Raw genomic sequence first — 18,178 nt, 5'->3', positions numbered from 1 at the left:
TCTGTAATGCTCTGGTTTTGCGCATGATTCTCTCCGAAAATCGATCGCGATTTTCGGGATCATGCGTCAGGCGAGTGATACCCTTACCACCACTTCTCCGGCTGGAATGAGCCGGCCGCCTGCTCGATGACGGCGGCGGTCTGGAACAATGTCTCTTCCTCGAACGGCCTGCCGATCAGTTGCAGGCCGAGCGGCAATCCCTTGGGATCGAGGCCGGCGGGCACGGCAATGCCCGGCAGGCCGGCCATGTTCACGGTGACCGTGAAAATGTCGTTGAGATACATCTTGACCGGATCGGCGGCCATGTCCTCGTCGGCGATGCCAAAGGCGGCGGACGGTGTAGCCGGTGTCAGGATGACATCGACGCCGGCGGCGAAGACGTTTTCGAAGTCGCGCTTGATCAGATTGCGCACCTTCTGAGCCTGCAGATAGTAGGCGTCGTAATAGCCGGCCGACAACACATAGGTACCGATCATGATGCGGCGCTTGACCTCTCGGCCGAAGCCGGCGGCGCGGGTCTTCTCGTACATCTCCACGATGTCCTTGCCCGGCACGCGCAAGCCGTAGCGGACGCCGTCATAGCGGGCGAGGTTGGACGACGCCTCGGCCGGCGCCACGATGTAATAGGCCGGAAGCGCATACTTGGTGTGCGGCAGGGAGATGTCGACGATCTCGGCACCGGCATCCCTGAGCCAGGCAATACCCTTCTGCCACAGCGCCTCGATCTCCTCCGGCATGCCGTCGACGCGGTATTCCTTGGGAATGCCGACCTTCATGCCCTTGATCGGCTTGCCGATCGCAGCCTCATAATCTGGCACCGGCCTGTCGACGGACGTCGTGTCCTTCGGATCGACCGAGGCCATCGACTTGAGCAGGATCGCGGCGTCGCGCACGTCGCGGGCGATCGGTCCGGCCTGGTCGAGCGACGAGGCAAAGGCCACGATGCCCCAGCGCGAGCACCGGCCATAGGTCGGCTTGACGCCGACCGTGCCGGTGAAGGCGGCCGGCTGGCGTATAGAACCGCCGGTATCGGTGGCGGTTGCGCCTGCGCACAGGAAGGCCGACACAGCGGTCGCCGAACCGCCGGAAGAGCCGCCCGGCACCAGTTGCGCATTGTCGAGGCTGCGCTGGGTTTTCGTGCCACCGGCCGAAACGAAGCCGCCATCACCCTGATGTGTCGTCGGCATCACCACCGTATCGAGGCGCAAACGCCGCCACGGGTTGATGACCGGGCCGTAGTAGGAGGTCTCGTTGGACGAGCCCATGGCGAATTCGTCCATGTTGAGCTTGCCCAGCATGACCGCGCCGTCAGCCCACAGATTGGATGTGACAGTCGATTCATAGCGCGGCTTGAAGCCGTCAAGCACATGGCTGCAAGCCTGGGTATGGACGCCTTCGGTGCCGAACAGGTCCTTGATCCCAAGCGGAATGCCTTCCAGCGCACCGCCCTCGCCCTTAAGCAGCCTGGCGTCCGACGTCTTGGCCATGTCGCGCGCCTTGTCGCCGGTCACCGCGACGTAAGCATTGAGCGCCGGATTGGCGCGATCGATCGCTAAGAGATAAGCCTCGGTGATCTCGGTCGCGGTGATCTCCTTGGCGCGCAGCTTGGCGCGGGCCTGCGAAATCGTCAGATGGATCAGGTCGCTCATCAAAGGCTCTTTTCGTAAAACACCGACCACTCGGAATCGGGATAATCCAGCACCGGGCCGCAACGCGAGAAGCCGGCACGTTCATAGAAGGTCCAGGCGGCGGGATGGCGATCGCCGGTCTCCAGCACCAGCCGCTTCAGCCCTTCATCGCGCGCCAAGGCTTCAACGCGTTCCACAATCCTGGCACCGATCCGCTGACCACGATGCGACGGCCTGATATACATGCGCTTGACCTCACCGGTGGCGTCATGCCGCTTCAGGGCGCCACACCCAATGGCGATACCATTGTCGCGAGCGATGAAAACCGTTGTGTCATGGCCCGCCATCTGCTCGACCGTCAGATGGTAGCAATGCTCCGGCGGCGTCAATTCGAGCAAGGTTTCGTTGAGTTGCCTGACCAGGTCGCGCACGTCATCCTGCAGCGGCGTCTCGATGGCGATCTCGATTGCCATCGGCGTCTTACTCCACGACCTTCGGCACGAGGAAGAAATTCTCGTCGGTCGCCGGTGCATTGGCGACAATGTCGGCCGCCTTGTTGCCGTCGGTGACGACATCCCCGCGCTTCTTCATCTCCATCGGCGTCACCGAGGTCATTGGTTCGACGCCAGAAACATCGACCTCGTTCAACTGCTCGACGAAGCCCAGTATGGCGTTCAACTCGCCGGTCATGCGCTCGGCATCGTCCTCGCTCACCGCGATGCGGGCGAGATGCGCGACGCGCTTCACTGTCTTGACATCAACGGACATGTATTCGCCTCGGGAAAAACCAGTCCGCGCTATAGCGGCGCGGCGCGCGGCGCGCAACATGCGCCGGCCGACAATCGGGCAAACAGCTTCATGGCAGGGCAACGCCCTCGCACAGATAATAGCTGCCGCTGTTGCCGCTCGCCTCGCTTTCATCGTCGATGGGCCGGACCGAGACGAGGTCGAGCTGCGTCGGGCTGATCCGCGTTACCGACAGGACATCGGGAAAGACATAGCCCGGTTCCTGGCAGATGGCCGTCACCGCCCAGCTCGGCGAGCGCGTCGCCTTGCTGACCTGCACGAACTCGCAATTGTATTCCACGCCTTGCAGGCCATTCTTCGAAAGCACGATGTTGCCGGCATCGACAAGCGTCTGCAGCGTGTCCTTTTTGGCCTGCGCGCAAAGCTCCTCGGATTGGAGATAAATGCCTTCGATGAAATCATCCGCGGCGAGCGCGGGCGACGCCGCGACAAACATCGACACGCAAAGAAATCGCCCCAACGCCATGGATTTGTTCCGCTTTGGTTGTTTCTAGATGGTAATCGTTTCCCCGATCCTCGACAATGCGACCTTGACGCCGGATCCTTCCATGCCGGCTTCGAACTTCTCAGGCGTCGGATCGATCATCGGAAACGTGCCGAAATGGCAAGGGACAACCGTGTCGAATTTGAAGAAGCGGCGGCAGGCAAGGGCTGCCACCGCGCCACCCATGGTGAAGCGGTCTCCGATCGGAACAATGCCGATCTTCGGCTCGTGCAGCTCGTTGATCAGCGCCATGTCGGAAAAGATGTCGGTATCGCCCATGTGGTAGAGCGTCTTGTCTTCCGGGAAATGCAGAACCAGCCCACCCGGATTGCCGAGATAGACGTTCTTGCCGCCCTCTTCGCCAAACGAGGAAGAGTGCAGCGCCTGGACGAAGGTGGTGGTGAAGCCGCCGCAATCGACCGTGCCGCCGATATTGCCGGGGTTGATCTTCTTGTCGCTGACGCCCTTGCCGACCAGGTACATGCAGATCTCGAAATTGGCGACCAGTTGGGCGCCGCTCTTGCCGAGCACTTCCAGCGCGCCGCTGATGTGGTCGCTATGCCCATGTGTCAAAAGAACATGCGTGATCCCTTCGGCCGGCCCTTCCCAATCGCTTGTCCAGGATGGGTTGCCGATCAGATAAGGGTCGATCAGGATCTTCGCGGCACCGGTTTCGATGCGGAAGGCCGAGTGGCCGTACCAGGTCAGTTTCATGAATGCATTTCCTCGATTTTTGCCGAGCCAGACGATAGAACGCCGATGGCCCAGATATCAAAGGGTATAATGTCCGCCGCGCATCCGAAAAGACGCGTGGCGCCGAAAAGACGAGGAAACCCGTTGGCTGTCATCACGATTGAGCAATTGCCGGCACGGCTCGCCCATGGCAAGACCCTGGCGGGGCTCGATCTCGGCGACAAGACGATCGGCGTCGCTGTTTCCGACCGGGGTTTCTCCTTCGCTCATCCCCGCCCGGTCATCCTCAGAAAGAAATTCTCACTCGATGCCGCCGTCCTTTTGGCGTTGCTGGAGAGGGAGAATGTCGGTGCGGTGGCGATCGGACTGCCGATCAACATGGACGGGTCGGAAGGCCCGCGCGCACAGAAATCGCGCGCCTTCGTGCGCAACATGGCGCAGCTGAGTGACCTGCCCTTCGTGTTCTGGGATGAGCGGCTGTCGACGGTCGCGGCCGAACGGACGCTGATCGAAATGGACTTCTCGCGCGCCAAACGCGCCGGCAAGATCGATTCGGCGGCAGCCGCCTTTATTCTGCAGGGAGTTTTGGACCGGCTTCAGTCGCTCGATGCAGCCGATCGAAGGGAACCTGAACCACCGACCTCTGCCTGATCCAGCCGATGATCTCACTGCGGCGGCGAAACGCCCACAGCGCCATAAGCAGAAAACCGTCGAAGATGCAGGTCTTGGCCACCATACCGGGGATGATCGCTGGATCGATACCGAGTATCTGGCCATAGAGCTGGAAGAAGAAGTCGTGCATCTGCCGGCTGAGCATGACGTAGCCGAAATTCATGTCGTTGGCCGACAGATAGAACCAGCCCCAGAACAGCGCCATCGGGCCCGCCCACAACGCGAAGATGTAGCGCATCAGCGACCTCCCTTGCCGTTCGAGCCGGTCCGGCCCGATATCAGGGAGAGCAGTGAATTATGCGCCGCGGCCTTCGCCATGCTGTGCGCCGTGGCGTGGAATTCGTCCTCAGCCAACGCAGCTACCGAACGCCGTTCGGCGAGCATCGCGACATAGGAAGCCAGAAGTGCGGCCAGTTGCACGGCCACCACCATGAACAGACCGTTGATGCCTTGCGCCGCGCCGCCGATCAGGATCATCGACATCACGCCGGAAGCTGAAATAAAGGCGATGCGAATGACGCTGTCGGCGCCCGGGCTGGACGCGTCGTTGATCAGCGTATCGACAAAGGCCCAGAAGAACAGCACCGCCACGACCAGCAACGCGGTCGCCAGCGGAGCGACCACGACGATATTCTCGAGATTGATCAATCGGGCGCTCTCGACGGCCACCCCGAGTACGCCAAGAGCCGCCGCCACACCTCGATTTCCATCGATACAGATCAGCGCGAGCAGGCCGAAAACGATCGCCCAGTGCACGGACAGAAAGGAGGTCAATACGTGTCGCATCGTGATTCCTGCTTCGACGGGAATGACAGTGGGCTTTGCGGTGCGCTGCCGCAATGGAAACCATTTGTTAAGGTTAACGGCGGCTGGGCCGATGAGATTCCGGCAACGCCCTTCGGATGATGGGTGGCATCGCCGTCAATTCACCGGCGGATATAGCGTATCGATGATCATGCGCGCATCGTGACGAGAATCGAGCATACCGTAGGTATTGCGCCACTGGCCCGCGAGTCGCGTCTCGACGAAAGCGTCGGCGATCCGCCCTGCCCCCAGCCGGCGCAACTCGGCCGCCGCCGCCGACAGCGCAAGCTGTTCCGTCAGCAGCCGGGCCGAGCCCTCGTCGGTCGAAGCGACCTGCATGGCCGCCTTCAGAACACCGACCGTGCCGCGCCCGCCGGCACCGAGGTCGCGGTCGATGCCGCCCAGCACCTCTTCGAAAAGGCCCGGGGCGCGGCCAAGCACGCGCAGCACATCGAGGGCCATGACATTGCCCGATCCTTCCCAGATCGCGTTGACAGGTGCTTCGCGGTAATAGCGCGCGAGCGGAGCTTCCTCGACATAGCCATTGCCGCCAAGGCACTCCATCGCCTCATAAAGCAGCGGCGGCGCGATCTTGCAGACCCAGTATTTGACGACCGGCGTCATGGCGCGGGCGAACGCCGCCTCGCCGCGATCGCTCGCCGCCTCGTCGAAGGAACGCGCCAGCCGGAACGAGAGCGCGGTCGCCGCGGCGACATCGAGCGCCATGTCGGCCAGCACCCGCTGCATAAGCGGTTGCTCGATCAGGTTGGTCCCGAACACCTGGCGATGACGAGCATGATGGATCGCTTCGGCCAGCCCCGCCCGCATGATCGCCGAAGACGCCACCGCGCAGTCGAGCCGGGTCAGCGTCACCATGTCCATGATCGTCTTGACGCCGGCGCCGGGCTCGCCGACCATCTCGCCGATGGCGTTGACGAACTCGACCTCGGAAGACGCGTTGGAGCGGTTGCCAAGCTTGTCCTTCAGCCGCTGGAAGCGAAAGCCATTGCCCGACCCGTCGCCGAGCACGCGCGGCACCAGGAAGCATGACAGCCCCTCCGGCGCTTGCGCCAGCACCAGGAAGGCATCCGACATCGGCGCCGACATGAACCATTTGTGTCCCGTCAGGCGGTAGAACCCACTTCCGACGCGTTCCGCCCTGGTCACATTGGCCCGCACATCCGTGCCGCCCTGTTTCTCGGTCATGCCCATGCCGAGCGTCAGCCCGGTCTTCTCGACCGGCGGCTTTTGGCTCTGGTCGTATTTGCGCGTCGTTACGCGCGGCGCCCATTCGCGAAACAGTTTTGGACTGGCCATCAGCGCCGCCAGCGAGGCGCTGGTCATGGTGATGGGGCAGAGGTGTCCGGTCTCGAGCTCCGCGGTCAGGTAGAAACGGGCGGCCCGCACCTGATGGCGGCGGCCAATCTCGGCGTCGCCATTTTCCCAGACTGAAGAGTGCAGGCCGTTGGCCACCGAACGGCGCATCAAAGCGTGGTAGGCAGGATGGAATTCGACCAGGTCGATGCGCCGTCCCTGGCGATCGTGGGTCCTGAGTTTCGGTGTCTCGACATTGGCGAGGCGCGCCAGTTCCTGGGCTTCTTGCGTGAGCACGAAACGGCCAAGCCCATCGAGATCCTTGCGCACCGGATCCGAAAAGCGTTCGGCAAGCTGGATCAGCAACGGATCGCCTCGCCAGGCGTTGCCGCCGGTCAGCGGCGGCGGCTGGTTCGTCACGTCGTCGGTCACGCCCAATCCTTCTAGAAAGGCCCTATCGTTGGAAAGCCTCGAATCCGAGGCCATCGGCTAGATATAGCCCAAGCGTTGCCGCGCGCGCGACGAAAATACCGGGGAGAACGGCGTCAATCCAAAGCGGGTGCTTGCGGGCGCGAAATCCGCACCCTATAGCAGCCCCTTGAGATGACCGACGCTTCGTCCCTGCCATTCTATCCTCACCGCCATCTTCTGGGCATCAGCGATCTTTCGCCCGCCGACATCGAGTTGTTGCTCGACAGGGCGGATCGGGCGGTCGCGATCTCGCGGCAGTCCGAGAAAAAGACCTCGACGCTGCGCGGCCGCACCCAGATCAACCTCTTCTACGAAGCCTCGACCCGCACGCAGTTGTCCTTCGAACTGGCCGGAAAACGGCTCGGCGCCGACGTCATGAACATGTCGGTGGCGAGCTCTTCCGTGAAAAAGGGCGAAACGCTCATCGACACCGCGATGACACTGAACGCCATGCGGCCCGATATATTGATCATCCGCCATCAGTCGGCGGGCGCGGCGGCCCTTCTGGCGCAGAAGGTCGGCTGCTCGGTGGTCAATGCCGGTGATGGCGCGCATGAACACCCGACACAGGCGCTGCTCGACGCGCTCACCATCCGCCGCGCCAAGGGTCCGCTGTCGAAGCTGATCGTGGCGATCTGCGGCGACATCCTGCATTCGCGCGTGGCGCGCTCCAACATCATGCTGCTCAACGCACTCGGCGCACAGGTCCGCGTGGTGGCGCCCTCGACGCTGTTGCCCTCGGGCATCGACAGGATGGGCGTCATCGTCTGCCGCTCGATGGCGGAAGGCCTCAAGGACGCGGATGTGGTGATGATGTTGCGCTTACAGCGCGAGCGCATGGAGGGCGCCTTCGTGCCGTCGGTGCGCGAATATTTCCGTTATTTCGGCCTGGATGCCGAGAAGCTGAAAGCGGCCAAGGACGACGCGCTGGTCATGCATCCCGGCCCGATGAACCGAGGTGTCGAGATCGCCTCCGAAATCGCCGACGGCCCGCAAAGCGTCATCCAGGAGCAGGTGGAAATGGGTGTCGCCGTGCGCATGGCGGTGATGGAAGCGCTGCTCGATCCCCGTCGTAATCAAGAGGGCCGCAATCAAGGGGGCCGCGGCGCATGAGCATCACGGTCTTTGAACGTGCCCGCATCGTCGACCCTTCGCGCGGCATCGACGAAGTCGGCTCGGTCATAATCGATGGCAAGAAAATCGTTGCCGCTGGCAAGGCAGCGCTGAACCAGGGCGTCCCCGACGGCGCCACGGCAATCGACTGCGCCGGCAAGGCGATCATGCCAGGTTTGATCGATGGCCGCGTCTTCATCGGAGAGCCGGGCGGCGAGCATCGCGAAACCATCGCTTCGGCGAGTGTCGCCGCGGCCGCGGGCGGGGTGACGTCGATCGTCATGATGCCCGATACCGACCCGGTGATCGACAATGTGGCGCTGGTCGAATTCGTGCTGCGCACCGCCAAGGATACGGCCGTCGTCAACATCTTTCCGGCCGCCGCCATCACCAAGGGCCTCCACGGGCGCGAGATGACGGAGTTCGGCCTGCTGCGCGAGGCGGGTGCGGTCGCCTTCACCGATGGGCGGCATACCATATCGAGCGCCCTGGTGATGCGCCGCGCGCTGACCTACGCGCGCGATTTCGGCGCCACCATCGTCCATGAAACGCAGGATGCCGACCTTGGATCATCGGGCGTCATGAATGAAGGCCTGTATGCCAGTTGGCTTGGCCTTTCCGGCATTCCGCGTGAAGCCGAATCCATGCCGCTCGAGCGGGACCTCGCGCTGGCGCGGCTGACGCACGGTTCGTACCACGCCGCGAAAATCTCGACGGCAATGGCGGCAAGCGCCATGGCGCGGGCGAAGGCTGACGGCGCGGCAGTGACATCGGGCGTATCGATCCACAATCTGTCGCTCAATGAAAACGACGTCGGCGAGTACCGCACCTTCTTCCGCCTGACGCCGCCGCTGCGCGCCGAGGAAGACCGGCTGGCTGTGATCGAGGCGGTGAAGGACGGAACGATCGATGTCATCGTCTCTTCGCATGATCCGCAGGATGTCGACACCAAGCGGCTGCCCTTCGCCGACGCCGCTGCCGGTGCCATCGGCCTCGAAACCCTGCTTGGGGCGGCCTTGCGGCTCTACCACAATGGCGACGTGCCTTTGCTCAGGCTGATCGAAGCCTTGTCCACCGCGCCGGCGAGGCTGTTTGGATTGCCCGGCGGCACACTGAAGCCGGGCGCGGTAGCCGATCTCGTGCTCGTCGATCTCGATGAACCCTGGATCGTCAGTGAAAGCGGCATCCGCTCGCGCTCGAAAAACACCTGCTTCGAAGGCGCACGACTGCAAGGCAAGGTCTTGCAAACGCTGGTGGCGGGCCGCACAGTATTTTCTGCCTGAGCCGGCGGTAACCATGCCACATCGAGCATGGTTGTGGACAATGCGGGGGAAACAATGACTTACGGCCTGATCCTGGCGTTGGTGTTCGGTTATCTGCTGGGCTCAATTCCGTTCGGCCTGCTGCTCACCCGCGCGGCCGGCCTTGGTGACGTACGCAAGATCGGCTCCGGCAATATCGGCGCCACCAATGTGCTGCGCACCGGCAACAAGGGCCTCGCCGCCGCGACCTTGCTGCTCGATGCGCTGAAAGGCACCGCCGCCGTGCTGATAGCAGGCCATTTCGCGCCTGAGACGGCGGTCTGGGCTGGTCTTGGTGCCTTTCTGGGCCACCTGTTCCCGGCATGGCTGGGATTTAAAGGGGGCAAGGGCGTCGCGACCTATCTCGGTGTGCTGGTCGGCCTTGCCTGGCAGGTGGCGGTGATCTTCGCCATTGTCTGGCTGGTGATGGCTTTTCTGTTTCGCTTCTCCTCGCTGGCAGCATTGGCTGCGGCCGTCGTCGTCCCGGTCGCCCTGTATTTCATGAGCACACCGCGGATTGCAGTGCTGTTCGTGGTGATGAGCATCATTGTCTTCATCAAACACCGGGAAAACATTTCGCGGCTGATTGCCGGCACCGAAGGCAAGATCGGAGCCAAGGGGTGAGCGAACCGGCCGCCGGGCCGCGTCTCACCGATCGCCAGCGACTGAGCTGGCTGCGGCTGATCCGCACCCAGAATGTTGGCCCAGCCTCCTTTCGCGACCTGATCAACCGCTTCGGTTCGGCCGAGGTCGCGTTGGAAATGCTGCCGGAACTGATGATTTCCGGTGGCGCCAACCGGATCGTGCGCATCCCTTCCGTTGCCGAAACCGAGGCCGAGATGGAGGCCGCGAGGCGGATCGGTGCACGCTTTGTCGGCATCGGCGAGGCAGACTATCCGCCGCTGCTGCGCAGCATGGACAATCCGCCACCGCTGCTGGCGGTCAAGGGTAACGCCGCGGTGTTCCGATTGCCGGGGGTCGCGATTGTCGGCGCCCGCAACGCGTCGCTTGCCGGCATCAAGATGGCGCGCATGCTGGCAGCCGATCTCGCAAGAGAGGGCTACGGCATCATTTCCGGCCTGGCGCGCGGCATCGATACAGCGGCGCATCAGGGCAGTCTCTTGACCGGTACGGTCGGAGTGCTCGCCGGCGGCCTCGACCTGCCCTACCCGCCCGAAAATACCGGCCTGTGCGATGACATTGCCGAGCGCGGCGCCATCATCTCGGAAATGCCGTTCGGCTGGCAGCCGCGTGCCCAGGATTTCCCGCGCCGTAACCGTCTTGTTGCTGGTGCTGCCCTTGGACTGGTGGTGGTCGAGGCAGCGCAGCGCTCAGGCTCGCTGATCAGCGCCAGGCTTGCCGGCGAGATGGGCCGACTGGTCTTTGCGGTCCCCGGCTCCCCGCTCGATCCGCGCGCAGCCGGGACCAACGGCCTGCTCAAGGACGGCGCCACGCTGGTCACCGAAGCTTCGGACATCTCCAGGGCGATCCTTCCGCTGACCGGCATGCGAGCGCCTGAGGTGCCGCCGTTTGAAGACCCGCCCGATTTTTCGGCAACACCGCCACCAGGCGAGAGCGACCGCGCCAAGGTGATCGAGGCGCTGGGGCCGACACCGGTGCCGGTCGACGAAATCATCCGCCACACCGGCCTGCACCCGGCCCAGGTCTTCATGGTGCTGCTGGAACTCGACCTCGCCGGCCGCCTCGAGCGTCACGCCGGTGGCAATGTTTCGCTGGTTTTCGGGGAAGGCTGACCGCCCTCAGTGACGGTTGGTCTTTTTATCCTCGGTCTCGACGTAATCCTGCGTGTTGTCGCCAAAGAGATCCTTTTGGACAAACTGGCGCCAGACCTCGTCCGCGTCCTGCGGGCGCGACGGATCGAAACCCGGCTCGCTCTCGTGCTCGTTCGGGAGCGACCGCCGGCGTAGCCAAGCAGGCATGATCTCCAGGATGAGACTGGTGAATTGGGTCATCACCGACTCCTTCGATTCAAGGGATGGACCAGACCGGTCGATCCATCCAAGTTGCGCTGGCTCACCGCAGCCAGCCAAGCCAAGGCCTCGCCAACCCCGGCAAGCACATGGCGCGCCGCTGTCGGTCCGCTCGGTTTGATGCGGATCGAGATGCCGTCCATCTCATTCACGGCCTCAAAACCATTCTCGTCGGATGTGTCGTCGCCAAGAAACACCGGCCGCCTCCCCGCGAAAGCCGGCAGATCCAAAAAGCGCCTGATTGCCGCTCCCTTCGCCGCCTCCAACGGCATCAATTCAACGCCGGCATTGCCAGCCAGCACCCGATACCCCACGGGCAACCTGTCCAGCGCCTGCTCGACCAGTTGCGTCGCGCGCTGCAACAATTGCGGTGCCGCGCGCGTGTGGATTGCGAGGATCGGACCCTTGCGCTCGATATAGACGTCCGCACTGCCCAGCTCCGCTTCGATTTCCTCGGCAAGCGCCGCAATGTCGGCCGGCTCTCCCGCCGCCTCGACCGGACCATCACGCGTGAGCCTGTGCTCAAGGCCGTAAAGCCCGGCGGCGCGCAATCTGAGGGGCTGGAAAAGATGATCCACCGCAGCGATCGACCGTCCCGTGATGAACGCCAGAGCCCCGTCCAATTGCAATTCGAGCCCCGCCAACAGCGTCCGCAACTCATCGCCGACAACCACCGCATCTGGATGCGCGGCATGTTCGAGAAGCGTGCCATCGATATCGAGGAAAAGACACCACGCATCCTGCGGGACGTTGGGTTCGGTCAAGTTTGACAATGTCGACATCACAGCGCTGCCACGCGCTTGCGGTCGAGCAGCGATATCACATTGCCAGTAGAACCGGGGCCAGGAGAACCGGGACCAGGAGAACCGGGGGCGCCGTTGACGGCACGATCGACCGCATCGCGTTTGCGCAGGCGCGCCGCATCGAACAGCATGCTGCCAGCCCATCGATAGACATTGTTTTCGCGTACGACCTCGCGCATGCGTCGCATGCGCTGACTTTGCTCTTCCGGTGACATGGTCAAGGCTTGCAGCAGGGCGTCGCCCATCATCGCCGCGTCATAGGGATTGACGATCAACGCCTCCAGCAGCTCCTTCGACGCGCCGGCAAACATGCTGAGCAGCAGCACGCCCTGTTCATCCTCGCGCGCCGCGACAAACTCCTTTGCAACCAGGTTCATGCCGTCGTGAAGGCTGGTGACCATGCAGACGTCGGCGGCCCGGTAAATCTCGTAGACCTGTGTTTGCGAGTGATGTTCGGTCACTAGCACCACCGGGGTATAGCCTTCACGACCATGGCGCTGGTTGATATCCTCGGCATGGCGCAGACATTCCTCGTACAATTGTTGATAGGCAGGCAAGGTGCCGCGGCTTGGCGCGGCGACCTGCAGGAACGCCACCTTGCCGATCCATTCCGGATGCAGTGTGAGCAACTCATCGAGTGCGTTGAGGCGGTCCAGGATGCCCTTGGTATAGTCGAGGCGTTCGACGCCCACGCACAGCCTGACGTTTTCGGCAAAGCCGAATTTATCGCGGATAAGCCGGCGACATTCTGCAACGGCAGGCAGTTTGCTCAGACGCGGCGGCTCCCATTCGATTGAAATCGGATAGGCGTGAACCAGGCTGATCTGACCGCCATAGGAGATGGCGGAATCCTCACGCTCGATCCTGCTCTCCAGGAAGCGGTCGACGCTATCGATGAAGTTGTTGCAATGGAACTGGGTGTGAAAGCCGACGATTGAACTGCCCAGCAATCCTTCGAGAATCTTCTCGCGCCATGGGCAGATGCTGAACACCTCTGAATTCGGCCACGGAATGTGCCAGAAGGTGATGATGATCGCTTCCGGCAGGCGCTCCCGGATCATCCGCGGCAACAGCGCGAAATGGTAGTCCTGGACCAGCACGATGGGCCGCTCGTTACGTGCCTCCGCGACGACGGTATCGGCGAATTTACGGTTGACCGCCTCATAGGCCTCCCAGTCGGAGGCGCGGAATATCGGCCGGGTGAAGGCTATGTGGCACAGCGGCCAGAGCCCTTCATTGGCAAAGCCCAGGTAATAGCCTTGCAGTTCTTCCTCGCTCAGCCAGACGCGGCGCAACGTATAGGAAGGATTTTCAGGCGGCACCTCGACGCGGTCATTTTCGTCGACGACAAGCGGATCGGCCGAACCGCCACCATAGGCGATCCATGTGCCGGCGCAGGCGCGCGTAATCGGCTCCAGCGCGGAGACCAGCCCGCTGGCGGGCACGACCAGTTGGATTTCGTCGCCGTTGCGGTTGTGGATGTAGGGTTCGCGGTTTGAAACCACGATCACCTGCGCATCGGGAAGTTCCTTCGCCAAAATGTGACGCAACGTTTCCGGCGACCATTGGACGAGCGCGGCGGTCGCGGATTGCCCGTTCTTCTCGAATTCCGGCAACGGACCGCGAATGGGTTCTGCTTCAGACCTGGCGAGCTTCGCGCTTCTGGCCCGATTTCCTCGCGATATTGCCACCGCAAGCGCGACGCATGAGATACCGACAATTACGAGAATGAAGAGCCACATTGTAGCCGAAGGGACGACCAGATACCAACTGTTGTCGGGCATTTCGAATTGACTACCTTTCAATGGGACGCGGCAATGCCACCGACAGGATCTCCGGCATCCATGACGCGGTGACCCAACGTTCCGCTCTCATGATGGTTCCGATTTTTCAACTCCTGACCACCAGAGGCACCAGTCCCTCATGCGCATCCGCAAGGAAGGCGCCGACACGATCTCCCACGCGCTGGAACGTCAGATCCACCGCCACATGTCCGACCGAGAGATGGCGAATGACGAGATTGTCGATACCGATCGGCAAGCGCGGCTGGGTCACGTGAATTTCGTTCGTCCGACCGTCAATCTGAAGGCCCAGGCAGGCCTGCATGAGCATGAAGGCGGAGCCTGCGGACCAGGCCTGCGGCAGGCAAGCCACCGGATAGGCAATCGGCGCTTCGCCGGCCGCGCGCGTGAATCCGCAGAACAGTTCGGGCAGCCGCATGTTGAAATGAACCGCGGATTCGAAGGTCCCACTCATCAACCGCACCACGTTGTCACGGATGCCGTAGCGCGCCAGTCCGGCGGCGCAGATCGCGGTGTCGTGCGGCCAGATGGAGCCGTTATGATAGGACATCGGGTTGAAGAAGATAGCATCGTCCGCCAGCGTTCTCAGCCCCCAGCCGGAATGGAACGAAGCCGATAGCAGTTGATCGGCGACAATGCGTGCGCGATCCGGATTGGGAAGGCCGACATAGAGCAGGTGGCCCGCATTGGACGTGCGGACCTTGCAGGGTTGGCCATCGCCATCGATCGCCAGCGCATAATAGCCAAGGTCTTCGATCCAGAAATGGCGTTCGACATGTTGGCGAATCGCATCGGCGCGCAGTTCCCAATTTTCCGACCGCTCCTCTTCGCCGCGCAGCCGTGCAAGCTTTGCCAATCCCTGGAACGCCGCAAAGACGTAACCCTGGACCTCGACCAGCGCGATCGGTCCTTTCGGAATGCGGCCATCGGCATGGAAGACGGAATCGAAACTGTCCTTCCATCCCTGGTTGGCAAGACCGGATTCCGCGGCGCGCTGGTAGGTAAGGAACCCGGTCGAACGGCTCGCCGTCTCGATCCACTCGGCGGCGGCGCACAGCGATGGCCACAGGCTATCGATGAATTCCGTGTCTCCCGTGCGGTCCGCATAGGCGCAGGCGAGATGGATGTAGAGCGGCGTCGTGTCGACGCCGCCATAATAGCGGCCGAACGGCAACTCACTCAGCGCCACCATCTCGCCCTTGCGGGTCTCGTGCATGATCTTGCCGGGCTCGGAATCGCTGAAGGGTGAGGTCTCGGTCGCCTGGTGCTGGGCGAGAAACGCAAGAACGCCACGGGCGAGGCCGGGATTTAGCCAAAGCATCTGCAGAGCTGAAATCACGCCGTCCCGGCCGAAGGCGGTGGAGAACCACGGAATGCCGGCATAGGGGTAAGGCCCGGTCGCCAGTTCCGTCGTCAGCAACGCCACATCGGCGCGGGCCCGCTCCATCCAGTCATTGAAGACGCGGCCCGAACTGTGGAGCGTCGCCCCATGCCGGCGCTTGGCGCGCATGCCGAAACGGGCGCGTGCCGCAGCGGCCCGGAACCGGTCACTTTGCGGGCGGGCGTCTGTCTTGCTCCCCACCTCCACGTAAAGCGTCTGGCGGCTGCGCTTGGTGACGGCAATGAAGAAATCCGCCCGCTCGGAGGTCAGTTGATCGGGCGGCTGTGAAAACGAGATCGCCGATGTCCGCTCCACTTCGTCCAGGCCTTCGTAGCGAAGCACGACCGAACTCTGGTCGATCTCTGCCGTGTGCGCGGTGCCGCGCTTGGAACGGGTCGAGCCCCGGACTTCGAACATGTCGCGAAAATCGACGCCAAAGCGCAGCGACACCAGGACCGTCGAATGCTCCCGGCTATAGTTGGAGAGCGTGATGCGTTCATACAGCCTTTCCTCCCACAGAAGCCTGACCCGCTCGATATGGATCGCGCCCTGCGGAATCTGGCGGCCCGCGGCGCTCTCGATCGGCAGATTGGTCAGGTTGCTGGTGAACAGGACGTTGTCCTGACTAAGCGATGCGCCAAGCAACGACAGCGACCGCCCGCCAACGGTCAGGCGAAATTCGGAGAGCATGCGCGTGTCGTCACGGAAGAACCCGTCGCCAGCGCCGCGTATGTCGCCATAGGCATCGGCGACGGCAAAGCAATCGCTATGCTTGAGGGCGTAAAGCCGATGCGGCTCCCTGGGGGCGGTTTCGTCCAGGGAAGCCAGTGCTATTGCAGGGTCGAGCTTTCGCTCGTCGAGTTGGGTAATGGTCAAGAAGATTGTCCCGTGCTGATTTCTGGACGGGTGAAGGTTTACGAGGCTCTGCTCTGCTCGTGGCGGTCGCTCAGCCGCGAATAGGCCGCGACATAATCCCTGGCCATTCTGACGGCGGAGAACCGCTTTTCGAAGGCCGTTCTTATTCGTCGCCTGTCGAGTTGCAGGAGAGCCGGCATTGAGGCGACGGCATCTTCGATGGTTTCGACGACAAAGCCGGTGACCCCATGATCGATGATCTCGGGCATGGCCCCGCAACTCCAGGCCATGACCGGGGTTCCGCAGGCCATGGCCTCGATTACCGCAAGCCCGAAGGGTTCGGGCCAATCGATGGGAAACAGCAAAGCGGCCGCATTGCCCAGAAATCTGCTCTTCTGATCCTCGCCGATCTCGCCGACATACTCGACCTGGTCACCATCGATCAGCGGCTGCACGACTTCCTCGAAATAGGCGCGGTCGCCATCGCCGACCTTGGCGGCGAGCTTCAGTTTCAGGCCGGTGCGGCGGGCGATCTCGATCGCCCGGTCCGGCCGCTTGTCACGCGACATTCTGCCGAGAAATGCAAGATAGGTCCCATCGGAGCCTGCCTCGAAATCGGGCTCGTAAAGCTCGAGCGGCAGCCCATGATGGATTGTAGCCAGCCAATTCGCGGATGCGAACCGCGCCCGCTGGCTGCGGGATATGGAAATCATGGGAAACCGAGGAAACCGGTCATAGGCTTGCGCGAGGTCCGCGTAATCCAGCCTGCCATGCGGGGTCGTCACCGTGCGTTGCGGCATATCGCGGAAAAACGGAAAATGCAGGAAATGGCTGAGATGGAAATGAACGACGTCAAACTCTTCGGCCCGGTTCCTCACCTCGTCGAGCATCGACAGATGCGCGGCAATCTCGGACTTCAGCGGGCGGGGATCGAGACGAAGCGCCCTTTCGCGGCATGGCACCAGTTTGGCGGAGGTCTTTGTGTCGCCGCTGGCGAACAATGTCACCTCGTGGCCGAGATCGACGAGAGCTTCGGTAAGGTATGAGATGATACGCTCGGTACCCCCGTAGAGCCTTGGTGGCACCGATTCGTAAAGTGGTGCGACATGCGCAATCTTCATGTCCCGGCGTCCCTCAATGAGCTGGTCATAGGGCCAAAATGCATCAGGGCCGGGATCGTTCCTGATTCTTTGGAAGATGCGTGGAATGATTGATCCGTCCCCTGTCTGACTCGACCAGCCGCCCTATTTCCTGTCGGTAATGCCGACCTTGCGCTTACGGCAGCCGAAGGAGGTCCAGATGCAGGAACCCAGGGATATCGCAGCCCGGCGTCTAAGCATGATCGTCGAACAATATGTCGAGGCCAGAAAACGGCACTTTGGCTTTGTGTCGACGGACCAGGCCGCCCGAGTGATCCGCAGAACCCTGAAACCCGATCCTTCGGAGCCAGTGCTCTCCGATCGCCACCTCGACGACATGGTCGCCGCCCTCGCCGTGAAGAACGGCCTGGCGGTCATCTTCGACCGGGGCGTGCGGGGACCGGCCGACGGCGCCGAGGCCGAGTTGAACAGAAAGGAACCGATCATGCGAGCACCGACGGAGACTCCCGATGTCGCCGGCGCGGTGGACGCTATCCTGAGCGATCGCACCGTCCAGCTTACGATGAGCGCGGTGATCTCGTTGCTGCGCGAACGTACCGGCACCAAACGATCCGACGCGGACCTGGAAGGACTGATTGCCAAGAAAGCCGCCGTTTTGGAGGTGCATCTGTCGCAGGGCGTCTGAGCGGTTATAGCGCGCCGCCCGGATTCACGGGCAAACCAAAAGCGCTGGCATGTCGTCTGCCCTTCCCGAGAGATGGGTGACAGTTCATTGCGGATAGATGGGTTACACTTTCGGCCCTTTGCAAGGAGAGCAAGGTGCCTTGGAAGGAGTGTAACGTCATGGAAGAGCGGCTGAAGTTCATCGCCCGTCTGCTGGACGGCGAGAAGATGGCCGTGCTTTGCCGGGAGTTCGATATCTCGCGCAAGACGGGCTACAAGATCCTCACACGCTACAA

At 62.4% G+C, this 18,178-nt stretch carries 20 protein-coding genes; 7 read left to right on the top strand and 13 right to left on the bottom strand.

Annotated elements, in window-relative coordinates:
• Positions 1 to 83: 83 nt before the first annotated feature.
• The 5 genes from M653_RS0106490 to M653_RS0106470 all read right to left on the bottom strand — a co-directional run bounded on the left by M653_RS0106490 (position 84) and on the right by M653_RS0106470 (position 3,633).
• Entirely contained in the window at positions 84 to 1,649 is a 1,566-nt protein-coding gene (locus M653_RS0106490; RefSeq protein WP_027142594.1) for an amidase family protein, read from the bottom strand.
• On the bottom strand, positions 1,649 to 2,101 hold the full coding sequence (locus M653_RS0106485; protein WP_027142593.1) for a GNAT family N-acetyltransferase: 453 nt from the start codon (positions 2,099 to 2,101) through the stop codon (positions 1,649 to 1,651). The genes M653_RS0106490 and M653_RS0106485 overlap by 1 nt, the downstream gene beginning before the upstream one ends.
• 7 nt (positions 2,102 to 2,108) lie before the next feature.
• A complete protein-coding gene (gene gatC / locus M653_RS0106480; protein ID WP_027142592.1) occupies positions 2,109 to 2,396 on the bottom strand; it encodes an Asp-tRNA(Asn)/Glu-tRNA(Gln) amidotransferase subunit GatC in 288 nt (95 codons plus the stop codon).
• An 88-nt stretch (positions 2,397 to 2,484) separates the two neighbouring features.
• Positions 2,485 to 2,901, bottom strand: coding sequence for a hypothetical protein (locus M653_RS0106475; protein ID WP_027142591.1), 417 nt, complete (start codon positions 2,899 to 2,901; stop codon positions 2,485 to 2,487).
• A gap of 24 nt (positions 2,902 to 2,925) precedes the next feature.
• Positions 2,926 to 3,633, bottom strand: a complete 708-nt coding sequence (locus M653_RS0106470; protein ID WP_027142590.1) for a metal-dependent hydrolase — start codon at positions 3,631 to 3,633, stop codon at positions 2,926 to 2,928.
• 123 nt (positions 3,634 to 3,756) lie between these two features.
• On the opposite strand from M653_RS0106470, the gene ruvX reads away from it, so the two are divergent.
• Positions 3,757 to 4,263, top strand: coding sequence for a Holliday junction resolvase RuvX (gene ruvX / locus M653_RS0106465; RefSeq protein WP_027142589.1), 507 nt, complete (start codon positions 3,757 to 3,759; stop codon positions 4,261 to 4,263).
• Here ruvX and M653_RS0106460 read toward each other — a convergent pair.
• From M653_RS0106460 to M653_RS0106450, 3 genes are all read right to left on the bottom strand, one after another.
• Complete coding sequence (locus M653_RS0106460; RefSeq protein WP_027142588.1) at positions 4,181 to 4,522, bottom strand: DUF6105 family protein; 342 nt, start codon at positions 4,520 to 4,522, stop codon at positions 4,181 to 4,183. The genes ruvX and M653_RS0106460 overlap by 83 nt on opposite strands.
• Positions 4,522 to 5,070 (bottom strand): AEC family transporter, encoded by a 549-nt coding sequence (locus tag M653_RS0106455; RefSeq protein WP_027142587.1) that lies wholly within the window; start codon positions 5,068 to 5,070, stop codon positions 4,522 to 4,524. The genes M653_RS0106460 and M653_RS0106455 overlap by 1 nt, the downstream gene beginning before the upstream one ends.
• 135 nt (positions 5,071 to 5,205) lie before the next feature.
• Positions 5,206 to 6,834: a DNA alkylation response protein gene (locus M653_RS0106450; RefSeq protein WP_027142586.1), complete on the bottom strand. Its 1,629-nt coding sequence runs from the start codon at positions 6,832 to 6,834 to the stop codon at positions 5,206 to 5,208.
• A 171-nt stretch (positions 6,835 to 7,005) separates the two neighbouring features.
• Between M653_RS0106450 and M653_RS0106445 the strand changes: the two genes are divergently transcribed.
• From M653_RS0106445 to dprA, 4 genes are read left to right on the top strand one after another with little or no spacing between them, the layout of a single operon-like run.
• Positions 7,006 to 7,986: an aspartate carbamoyltransferase catalytic subunit gene (locus tag M653_RS0106445; RefSeq protein ID WP_027142585.1), complete on the top strand. Its 981-nt coding sequence runs from the start codon at positions 7,006 to 7,008 to the stop codon at positions 7,984 to 7,986.
• A complete protein-coding gene (locus tag M653_RS0106440; protein WP_027142584.1) occupies positions 7,983 to 9,269 on the top strand; it encodes a dihydroorotase in 1,287 nt (428 codons plus the stop codon). The genes M653_RS0106445 and M653_RS0106440 overlap by 4 nt, the downstream gene beginning before the upstream one ends.
• A 54-nt stretch (positions 9,270 to 9,323) precedes the next feature.
• Entirely contained in the window at positions 9,324 to 9,911 is a 588-nt protein-coding gene (plsY, locus tag M653_RS0106435; protein ID WP_027142583.1) for a glycerol-3-phosphate 1-O-acyltransferase PlsY, read from the top strand.
• On the top strand, positions 9,908 to 11,041 hold the full coding sequence (gene dprA / locus M653_RS0106430) for a DNA-processing protein DprA (protein ID WP_027142582.1): 1,134 nt from the start codon (positions 9,908 to 9,910) through the stop codon (positions 11,039 to 11,041). The genes plsY and dprA overlap by 4 nt, the downstream gene beginning before the upstream one ends.
• Before the next feature lie 6 nt (positions 11,042 to 11,047).
• On the opposite strand, the gene M653_RS0106425 is transcribed toward dprA, so the two are convergent.
• The 5 genes from M653_RS0106425 to M653_RS0106405 form a co-directional block, all read right to left on the bottom strand.
• Positions 11,048 to 11,260 (bottom strand): hypothetical protein, encoded by a 213-nt coding sequence (locus tag M653_RS0106425; RefSeq protein ID WP_027142581.1) that lies wholly within the window; start codon positions 11,258 to 11,260, stop codon positions 11,048 to 11,050.
• Complete coding sequence (gene otsB / locus M653_RS01000000132155; RefSeq protein ID WP_032935056.1) at positions 11,260 to 12,060, bottom strand: trehalose-phosphatase; 801 nt, start codon at positions 12,058 to 12,060, stop codon at positions 11,260 to 11,262. The genes M653_RS0106425 and otsB overlap by 1 nt, the downstream gene beginning before the upstream one ends.
• Complete coding sequence (locus tag M653_RS0106415; RefSeq protein WP_027142580.1) at positions 12,060 to 13,865, bottom strand: trehalose-6-phosphate synthase; 1,806 nt, start codon at positions 13,863 to 13,865, stop codon at positions 12,060 to 12,062. The genes otsB and M653_RS0106415 overlap by 1 nt, the downstream gene beginning before the upstream one ends.
• Before the next feature lie 106 nt (positions 13,866 to 13,971).
• Positions 13,972 to 16,134 carry an amylo-alpha-1,6-glucosidase gene (locus tag M653_RS0106410; RefSeq protein ID WP_027142579.1) on the bottom strand — a complete coding sequence of 721 codons (2,163 nt, stop codon included), beginning with the start codon at positions 16,132 to 16,134 and terminating at the stop codon, positions 13,972 to 13,974.
• Positions 16,135 to 16,178: 44 nt separating this feature from the next.
• A complete protein-coding gene (locus tag M653_RS0106405) occupies positions 16,179 to 17,240 on the bottom strand; it encodes a glycosyltransferase family 4 protein (RefSeq protein ID WP_027142578.1) in 1,062 nt (353 codons plus the stop codon).
• Between the two features lie 178 nt (positions 17,241 to 17,418).
• On the opposite strand from M653_RS0106405, the gene M653_RS1000000136595 reads away from it, so the two are divergent.
• Both M653_RS1000000136595 and M653_RS01000000132140 read left to right on the top strand, forming a co-directional pair.
• Entirely contained in the window at positions 17,419 to 17,904 is a 486-nt protein-coding gene (locus M653_RS1000000136595) for a hypothetical protein (RefSeq protein ID WP_027142577.1), read from the top strand.
• Between the two features lie 134 nt (positions 17,905 to 18,038).
• A partial coding sequence (locus M653_RS01000000132140; RefSeq protein ID WP_032935043.1) for a helix-turn-helix domain-containing protein occupies positions 18,039 to 18,178 on the top strand: 140 nt, incomplete at its 3' end.

Source organism: Mesorhizobium sp. WSM3626 (assembly GCF_000513935.1).
Classification (GTDB): domain Bacteria; phylum Pseudomonadota; class Alphaproteobacteria; order Rhizobiales; family Rhizobiaceae; genus Mesorhizobium; species Mesorhizobium salmacidum.
Note: the sequence above shows the minus strand (reverse complement) of the source record. Positions and strands in the feature narration are given on the sequence as shown.